Genomic DNA, 8,235 nt, shown 5'->3' with positions numbered 1-8,235 from the left:
GATCGCCACCCGATACGACAAGACACTTCTCTCGTTCGAGAGCTTCCTCAACCTCGCCGCCTCGCGCCTATGGCTGAAGTCTTTTGTCAACACGACCTAGATAAGAATGATTTGAAGCGATTCGACCCCGTCGTCATCTTCCCTGGGCGATATGATTTGGCGGCCACAATCGACCGGCTTGAACCAGGGGTTCGCGTTACAATTGATGCAGCCTACGACGTGGAAGACGCAAAATTTCTCCAAGCGCTCGAAGGAAAAATTCATTCGTTAGTGATCTCAACGTCTTCGAGCTTGTTCTTGAACCTCGCATCGAGCGACATCTCTCCGCTGCTGGATTTGGCGAAGAGCATTGGGGTGAGACAGTTGCTCCTAAAGGAAAACCGTGGCGGCAGCAGATTGTTCGATCTTGCCACAGGCGAGGTTGAGCATTTAACCGCCACCTTAGGCGTCACAGCTAATTCGGTAGGCGTTGGAGATGCCTTCACCGCCGTATTTGGAACTTTGAATGCGAGCCCGCGAGACGCAGCATGGCGGGGGATGCAGGTAGCGACCGCCTATTCTCAGACTACTTGGCCGGACGATCTTCAACGTGACGTCGAGCGAGAACTCCGAATACCCATCGACGTGGTTCGTAGCTTGGGCGGGGTCACGCTGCCTTGGCACACGCGCCCTAGTCTAGAGATCTATTTGGCCGCACCAGACTTTTCATACGCAAACCATAGAGAAATCGATTTCGCCGTGAAGGCGTTAGAGTATCATAATTTTCGTGTCAGAAGGCCAGTCAAAGAGAACGGTGAAGCAGATCCCGCATCACCTATCGAGACCCTTTCTGCTTTCTATTTTAGCGATATGCAGTTGCTACGAGATTGTGCGGCGGTATTTGCAATACCTATCGATCGTGATCCGGGAACCCTAGTCGAAATTGGCCTTGCAATTGAGATGGGGAAGCCCGTCATTACCTTCGATCCACGCAATGAGAACATGAACACAATGGTGGTTATAGGGAGCACTACCTATTCGGCCGACCTTGACCTCTGCTTGAACGGAACGTTCGAGGCCGTGTCGAAGCTCGATCAGGCTGCTCGCACGTGAGCAAGCAGGTGTTGCTTCTTGCATCAGGGGGGTTGGACTCGACCACCGTAGCCTTTGGGTTGCACGCGGAAGAAGTCGATGTGGTCCCGCTCTTCTTCGATTATGGGCAACACTGCGTCGAGACCGAGTGGAGCCGGGTAAATGAGGTCCTTCCCGCGGAAATGAAACGCCCTATGCGGGTTAACATATCGGAACTCTTTCACGGATCGAAGTCACGCTTGATCGTCGAAGCCGACCTCTGGAACGAGGAGGTTCATGACGATGATCTGTACATTCCTTATCGAACCCTCCTATTCTACGCCGCTGCCGCTGCTAAAGCACAGACCCTCGGCATACTTGAGGTGTACACGGGTTTTATAAATAGCAATCACGCCAAAGAGATTGATTGCACCGCCGATTTCATGAACAAGCTTGACGGACTCACTGACGCGATCGGTCCAGTTCGGTTTACCTCACCTTATCGGTACGCATCGAAGGCGGAGGTAGTGCGGGAGGCCATTCGGCTTGGCGTCCCGATCGGAAAGACTTTCTCTTGCCAGGCATCAAGCGCGCTCCCCTGTGGTGCTTGCCCAAACTGCGTGGAACGCCTAGGGGCGCTTCGGCAAATGGGACTACTTTGATGACATGCCAGCCTGATCGACGCGAACTTTTGAAGGCGGCGCGCCGCGTAGCAGATTTTGCTTCGACGCATGGCGTGCCTCATTCATACGCGGCCCGTCGCGCGACATATGATCATGCCGGCGCTCTCTTGGCTGATGCCGTATTGCAAGCTGGGCTTAGCTACCGCTCGGTGGTCATGCCGCGCGTTGGACGCATTCTAAAGGAGTTTCCGGATGCAAATCGAGTGAGCGCGCTCGTTTGCCTCGTTGAGAAGAATAATACGGCCCATTTTCTTGACTGGCAGCATCCGACCAAGCTGGGTCGTTTTGACCTTTTGGTCAGCTTTCTCGATAGTGAAGAAATAGATACCATAGATGATATTCGCGTAGCGCTTGGATCCAAAAAATTCCGTGCTGACCTGATTCTATTAAATGGCATAGGTCCAAAGACGATTGACTATATGTCTTGCTTAGTTGGAATCGAGGCAATCGCCGTAGATCGGCATATTAAGACCTTTGCTATCAAGGCAGGGCTTGAAAACGATGACTACGACTACCTAAAGAACGTATTTAGCGTCGCGGCAGATTTGCTTTCCATTTCTCGTAGAGAATTCGACGCGTGGGTATGGTCGCGCGAAGCGCGCAAGCAATCGCCGCAGTTGGACCTCGCCTTCTAGTCACTTCAGTGCGGAACAAATCATAAACAAACCCCTTTCCTACATTCCTCCGCCGCGTCATATCCTGTCCGGTTTGGCTAACAGGAGGACGCATCATGCAGAACCGCACCCCAATCGCGAAGGAGGCCCGGCCGCCGCTTCCCGACTTTACGCCGGTGCCGCGCAAATATCGGCACGACGGGTGGACGCCCGAGCGGCAGCGGGCGTTTATCGGGGCGCTCGCCGATACCGGGTCGGTCAGCCGCGCTGCGGCTATGGTCAATATGGCGCAGGCGAATTGTTATACGCTGCGGCGCGCGCCCGGCGCCGAGAGCTTTCGGCGGGCGTGGGAGGCGGCGCTCGATTTCGGGGTCGCGCGGCTGAAGGATATTGCGTTCGAACGCGCGATCGACGGCTATCTGGTGCCCGTCTTCGTCGGCGGCAAGCTGATGGGGTTTCGGCGCAAGCATAATGACGCGCTGCTGATGTTCTGCCTGCGCCACTATGGGCAGGATGCGGGCGGCAAGCGGACGGTGATCAATTATTTTTCGACGCGGGCGAGCGCGGGGGCCGGGTCCTTCGAGACGCCGCTGCGCGGCTCCTCGGGACGAGCGGAGGTCGGGGGCGTCGCGGGAGCGGTGGCCGGGTCCTTCGAGACGCCGCTGCGCGGCTCCTCAGGACGAGCGGAGGTCGGGGACGCCGCGGGTGCGGTGGCGGAGGCTTCGACGACGACGGTGCGGACGGTGATCCACGGTCCCTCGACTTCGCTCGGGACGAACGGGGATGGGGTCGCGGCTCAGGATGATGCCGCGGCGCTGATCGAGGGGTTCGACGGGGTGGCGCTCGACGCGCAGGCGCAGGCCGAGATCGACGCGGCGCTGCTCGCGCTGGCCGAGCGGCAGCGCGCGCTGATCGCCGCCGCCGACGCGGGCGGGGTCGACGCGATCGCGGCGCAGTTGGACGATCCGGGCACTGCGATGGTGTCGCTGCGCGACCATGACGCGCCCTATCACGGGCCGATGCAGATGTTCGACGGGCCGCCGGTCGATGGCGAGCCGGCGCAGCGCTTTGCGGGCGAGGCCGACTGGATCGCGGCGGGCGGATACGATCCCCGAAGCCTATCTGGCGTGGATCGAGGCCGAGGAGGCGGCGGGGCGGCCGACGCCGGCGGTGCCGCTGACGCCCGCGCTGCCGCTGACCGGCGCGGCGCCGGCGCAGGCGGCGGACGGGGTGGCCGCGGTAAAGACGCGCCCGTCGTGGCGCAAGGCGCGCAAGGCCCGCGAAGCGCGGGCGGCGGAGGCGGCGGCGCGCGAATGAGGGGCGGCGTTCGCCGCGCCGGCTGATCCGTCCGTGCGGCGGGAGGAGATGCCGCCCATTGCGCTCGCCGATATATTGGCATAGCATATGCCAAAACATGGGAGGGACGGGTGAACGAACGGCCTTATGAGGTGCATGGCGCGCTGGGTTCGCCCTATTCGATGAAGATTCGCGCGGCGATGCGCTATCGCCGCCTGCCGCATATCTGGGTGCATGGCGCCGCGACGCAGGGCGGGGCGCTGGCGCATGTCCGCGCGCCGGTGATCCCGGTGGTGCGCTTTCCCGACGATAGCTGGCACAATGATTCGACCCCGCTCCTCTATCTGCTCGAGGATCGCCATCCGGGCAGCCGGTCGGTGGTGCCGCCCGATCCCGCGCGCGCCTTTCTGGCGCATCTGATCGAGGATTTCGCCGACGAATGGCTGACCAAGGCGATGTTCGGCTATCGCTGGCTGGCCGAGGTCGACCAGCTGCAGATGAGCCGCTGGCTGGCCTTCGATGCGTTCAAGGGCGGCGGGGCGGAACAGCGCGAGCGCTTTGCGGCGAGCTTTCGCGAGCGGCAGGTGGGGCGCATGGCGATCGTCGGCTGCACGCCCGCGAACTTCGCGCTGATCGAAGCGTCGACCCGCGCGGTGCTCGCGGCGCTGGAGGCGCATGTCCAGGACCGGCACTGCCTGTTCGGCACGCGGCCGTCGCTCGCCGAATTCGGCCTGTTCGGCCAATTGTCGCAGCTCGGCGTCGATCCGACGGCACAGGCGATGATGCGCGCCGACTATCCCTTTGCCTATCGCTGGCTTTCGCACATCGACGACATGTCGGGGATCGACGGCGAATGGGACGCGGCCGATGCGCCGCTGCCGCCCGTGGTCGAGGCGCTGCTGGCGGTGGCGGGCGCGGTCTATCTGCCCTTCTTGCGGGCGAATGCGGCGGCACTGGAAAGGGGGGAGGCGATGATGCGGTTCGAGGCGATGGGGCATGGCTATGACCAGGGGGTGTTCAAATATCAGGCGAAATGCCTTGCCGACCTGCGCATGCGCTACGCGGCGCTGAACGACGCGGCGCGCGGCGTGGTCGATCCGCTGCTCGAGCGGACGGGCTGCCTGCCCGCGCTGGTGTCGGCATGAGGCGCGCGTTCGCCGCCGGGGTCGCCGCCGCGCTGGTCGCGGCGCCGCTGGCCGCGCAGACCGCGGCGCCGACCGCGCCCGCATCGCCGCGCCACCCCAACATCGTCATCCTGCTGGCCGACGACTGGGGCTTTTCGGATGTCGGCGCCTTCGGGGCCGAATTCGCGACCCCGAACATCGACGCGCTGGCCCATGCCGGGATGCGCTTTTCCAATTTCCATGTGTCGGGGTCCTGCTCGCCGACGCGCGCGATGCTGCAGACGGGGGTGATGAACCACCGCGCCGGGCTGGGCAATATGCCCGAAACGATCCCCGACGCGCACCGTGGCAAGCCGGGGTACGACACGGTGATGAACCACAGCGTCGTCACGATCGCGGAAATGCTGAAGGCGGCGGGCTATCGCACCTATCTGACCGGCAAATGGCATCTGGGCAGCGATCCGACGCGGCTTCCCGAAGCGCGCGGCTATGACCGCGCCTTCAGCCTGGCCGATGCGGGCGCCGACAATTTCGATCAGGAGCCGATCAAGGGCCTGTATGACAAGGCGAACTGGACCGACAATGGCAAACCGGGGGTGCTGCCCAAGGATTATTATTCGTCGCGCTTCGTCGTGCAGAAGATGATCGATTATATCGACGCCGACCGCGCGAGCGGAAAGCCGTTTTTCGCGTCGGTCAATTTCCTTGCCAACCATATTCCGGTGCAGGCGCCCGACAGCGATATCGCGCGCTATCAGGCGATGTACCGCGAAGGCTGGACCGCGCTGCGCGCCGCACGGGCCAAGCGCGCCGCGGCGCTCGGCATCATGCCCGCGGGCGCGCCGATGGTGACGATGGCGACGACGCCCGACTGGCAAAAGCTGGACGGCGACGAACGCAAGGCGGCGATCCGCGTCATGCAGGCCTATGCCGGGATGGCGACCGCCGCCGACCGCGAGATCGGGCGCCTTGTCGCGCATCTGAAGGCGACGGGCGATTACGACAATACGATCTTCGTCTTTCTGTCGGACAATGGCCCCGAACCGACCAACCCCTATAATCGGCTGCGCAACCGGCTGTTCCTGGGGATGGAGTATGACACCTCGATCGGCAACATCGGCCGCCGCCACAGCTTCAGCGCCATCGGTCCGGGCTGGGCCAGCGCGGCTGCGGCGCCGCTGTCGGGATACAAGTTCAGCGCGACCGAGGGCGGTTTGCGCGTCCCGCTGATCATCGCCTGGCCCGGCCATCCGCAGGTGCGCGCGGGCGCGATCTCGAACGGGCTCGCGCATGTCACCGACATCGTCCCGACGCTGACCGACCTCGCCGGCGTGCCGGGTCACGGCGGCAGCTGGGGCGGGCGGACGGTCGAGCCGATCGCGGGGCGCAGTCTGGTGCCGATGCTGGCGGGCGGCGCAGGCAGCGTTCATGGCGACGCGCCGATCGGTTATGAACTGTCGGGCAATGCCGCGCTGTTCCGGGGCGATTACAAGCTGGTGCGCAATCTGCCGCCGACGGGCGATGGTCAATGGCGGCTGTTCGACATCGCCGGCGATCCCGGCGAAACGCACGATCTGGCCGCCGCGATGCCCGATCGTTTTGCGGCGATGAAGGCCGATTATGCGGCGTTCGCCAAGACCAACCAGGTGCTCGAAATGCCGGCGGGCTACACCGCCGACGAACAGATCAACCTTTATGCGTGGCGGCAACAGGGCCGCAAGCGGGCGATTCAGGCCGGACTGATTCTCGGCGGGGCGATCGTCGCGCTGTCAGCCCTCTTGTGGCTTTTCGTCCGGCGGCGGCGGGCGCGCCGTGTCGATCAGGCGAATGCCGACATGATCGGTACCTAGCGAGCGTTCCTGAAACTGGCGCGCGGCGGCGCGATAGCGCGCGCAATAATTTGCCGCGCACAGAAAGCTGCCGCCCTTGATGACATTGCGGTCGGGGTCGATCGCGCTTGCCGTCCATTCCCAGACATTGCCGATCAGGTCGTGGACGCCGTGCTTGTCGGCGGGGAAGCAGGCGACGGGCGCGCGGCTCTTGAAGCCGTCGGTGCCGAGGTCGCGGACCGGGAAGACGCCCTGATAATAGTTGGCGGTCGGCTTGCCGTTTGCATCGACAGGGACATCGCGCCGCGCGCCGCCGGTTGCGGCGGCAAGCTCCCATTGCGCCTCGTCGGGCAGCGCCTTGCCCTTCCAGCGCGCATAGGCGAGCGCGTCGTCGTAACCGACCTGGACCACCGGATCGCGGTCGCGGCCGGCGATGCCGGTCTTCGGCCCTTCGGGATGCCGCCATTCGGCCCCGACGACCCAGCGCCACCAGTTGGGATTGCCGTCGGTCGGCGCGGTAAACACCGCCGAACCGGGGATCAGCATGTCGGGCGGCGCGCCGGGCAGTTTCGGCGGGTCTTTCTCGGCAAGCGTCTTGTAGCCGGTCGCCTTCACGAATTCGGCGAATTCGGCGTTCGTCACCTCATGCGTCGCCATCCAGAAGCCCTTGACCGAAACCTCGCGCGCCGGTGCCTCTTCGGGCAGCGTCGCGTCGGCGCCCATGGTGAAGGTCGCGCCGGGTATCCAGACATAGTCGCGCGCCGGCATCGGCGGGCAGGTCGGGGTCCGCGCCTCGGCATGCTGTTCGGTCTTTTTGGCGCCGCATGCGGCCAGGGCGCCCAGTGCGGCGAAAGCGATCAGCGCTGCGCTGCGCTTCACCGATCGCCGCCTTGCGGAAGCGCGGCAAGCAGGGCTTCGACCATATGCGCGGTGACGGTCCCCGCTTCTTCGGCCGGCAGGCCCTGGTCGTGCCGCAGCGCGCGCCAGTTCTGGAAGGAGAGGGTGGCACATAGCGCCTCCGCCGCCACCTTGTTCGCAAGGACAGGCGCGGGCAGCAGGCGCATCACCAGTTCGCGCTCGACCGTGATGACGCGGCCATATTCGGCCATCAGAAAGGGCGACTGGTAGCGTTTGATATTGGCGGCGAGCCGGAACGGCAGCATCGTTTCGAACACGCGGACGCGGCGGCGGGCGAGGTCGCGCATGTTCGCACGCCAGTCGTTGTCGAGATAGGGGGCGGTGACGATCGGCATCACCCGTTCGGCGATCGTCGCCGAAATCTCGCTATAGAGCGAATCCATATCGTCGAAATGGCGGAAGACGGTACGAATGCCGATCCCGGCTTCGTCGGCGACGCGCGCCGCGCTGGGCATCAGGTCGCCGCCGGCGATCAGTTCCATCATCGCCTTAACGATGCGCTTGTGGCTCGACCGGCTGCGTTCGCGCCGACCATCGATCCGGGGCGTCACGCTTGCCGGATTCGCCTTTGCCTCGCCCTCCGCTTTCGCCGTTGTCGTCATGTCCTCCCCGCTGGCGCAGCTTGGCGCCGTGGTCAATGCCCGCTTCGAAGCATCTTGCGCCGCGCCCGATATAATGACACATATAGTGCCAATAGTTTCGGGGCAACCGAAGAGTCGGG

Annotated in this window: 8 protein-coding genes; 6 read left to right on the top strand and 2 right to left on the bottom strand. The window is 63.8% G+C overall.

The features are described from left to right. The first annotated feature begins 69 nt into the window (after positions 1 to 69). The 6 genes from ATE59_RS17620 to ATE59_RS11730 all read left to right on the top strand — a co-directional run bounded on the left by ATE59_RS17620 (position 70) and on the right by ATE59_RS11730 (position 6,617). Positions 70 to 1,092, top strand: coding sequence for a nucleoside 2-deoxyribosyltransferase (locus ATE59_RS17620; RefSeq protein WP_082657405.1), 1,023 nt, complete (start codon positions 70 to 72; stop codon positions 1,090 to 1,092). Further along, positions 1,089 to 1,712, top strand: a complete 624-nt coding sequence (locus ATE59_RS11750) for a 7-cyano-7-deazaguanine synthase (RefSeq protein WP_058812555.1) — start codon at positions 1,089 to 1,091, stop codon at positions 1,710 to 1,712. Before ATE59_RS17620 ends, ATE59_RS11750 begins: the two co-directional genes overlap by 4 nt. Further along, on the top strand, positions 1,712 to 2,368 hold the full coding sequence (locus tag ATE59_RS11745) for a hypothetical protein (RefSeq protein WP_058812554.1): 657 nt from the start codon (positions 1,712 to 1,714) through the stop codon (positions 2,366 to 2,368). Before ATE59_RS11750 ends, ATE59_RS11745 begins: the two co-directional genes overlap by 1 nt. A gap of 95 nt (positions 2,369 to 2,463) precedes the next feature. After that, positions 2,464 to 3,690, top strand: a complete 1,227-nt coding sequence (locus ATE59_RS11740; protein WP_058812553.1) for a hypothetical protein — start codon at positions 2,464 to 2,466, stop codon at positions 3,688 to 3,690. An 84-nt stretch (positions 3,691 to 3,774) separates the two neighbouring features. Beyond that, on the top strand, positions 3,775 to 4,788 hold the full coding sequence (locus ATE59_RS11735; RefSeq protein WP_082657404.1) for a glutathione S-transferase N-terminal domain-containing protein: 1,014 nt from the start codon (positions 3,775 to 3,777) through the stop codon (positions 4,786 to 4,788). Then, on the top strand, positions 4,785 to 6,617 hold the full coding sequence (locus tag ATE59_RS11730) for an arylsulfatase (RefSeq protein WP_058812552.1): 1,833 nt from the start codon (positions 4,785 to 4,787) through the stop codon (positions 6,615 to 6,617). The genes ATE59_RS11735 and ATE59_RS11730 overlap by 4 nt, the downstream gene beginning before the upstream one ends. Here ATE59_RS11730 and ATE59_RS11725 read toward each other — a convergent pair. Continuing rightward, complete coding sequence (locus ATE59_RS11725; protein ID WP_058812551.1) at positions 6,537 to 7,475, bottom strand: formylglycine-generating enzyme family protein; 939 nt, start codon at positions 7,473 to 7,475, stop codon at positions 6,537 to 6,539. The two genes, ATE59_RS11730 and ATE59_RS11725, sit on opposite strands and share 81 nt — an antisense overlap. Beyond that, positions 7,472 to 8,116 (bottom strand): TetR/AcrR family transcriptional regulator, encoded by a 645-nt coding sequence (locus ATE59_RS11720; protein WP_003049391.1) that lies wholly within the window; start codon positions 8,114 to 8,116, stop codon positions 7,472 to 7,474. The genes ATE59_RS11725 and ATE59_RS11720 overlap by 4 nt, the downstream gene beginning before the upstream one ends. Between the last annotated feature and the right edge of the window lie 119 nt (positions 8,117 to 8,235).

Origin of the sequence: Sphingopyxis sp. A083 (assembly GCF_001468495.1) — a bacterium.
In the GTDB taxonomy this organism is placed as follows: Bacteria; Pseudomonadota; Alphaproteobacteria; order Sphingomonadales; family Sphingomonadaceae; genus Sphingopyxis; species Sphingopyxis terrae.
Note: the sequence above shows the minus strand (reverse complement) of the source record. Positions and strands in the feature narration are given on the sequence as shown.

What these genes read in the sequence shown, in the direction of transcription:
- ATE59_RS11740 (WP_058812553.1), top strand. Translation starts at nt 2,464, where the DNA reads ATGCAGAACCGCACCCCAATCGCGAAGGAGGCCCGGCCGCCGCTTCCC.
- ATE59_RS17620 (WP_082657405.1), top strand. Translation starts at nt 70, where the DNA reads ATGGCTGAAGTCTTTTGTCAACACGACCTAGATAAGAATGATTTGAAG.
- ATE59_RS11720 (WP_003049391.1), bottom strand. Translation starts at nt 8,116, where the DNA reads ATGACGACAACGGCGAAAGCGGAGGGCGAGGCAAAGGCGAATCCGGCA.
- ATE59_RS11730 (WP_058812552.1), top strand. Translation starts at nt 4,785, where the DNA reads ATGAGGCGCGCGTTCGCCGCCGGGGTCGCCGCCGCGCTGGTCGCGGCG.
- ATE59_RS11745 (WP_058812554.1), top strand. Translation starts at nt 1,712, where the DNA reads ATGACATGCCAGCCTGATCGACGCGAACTTTTGAAGGCGGCGCGCCGC.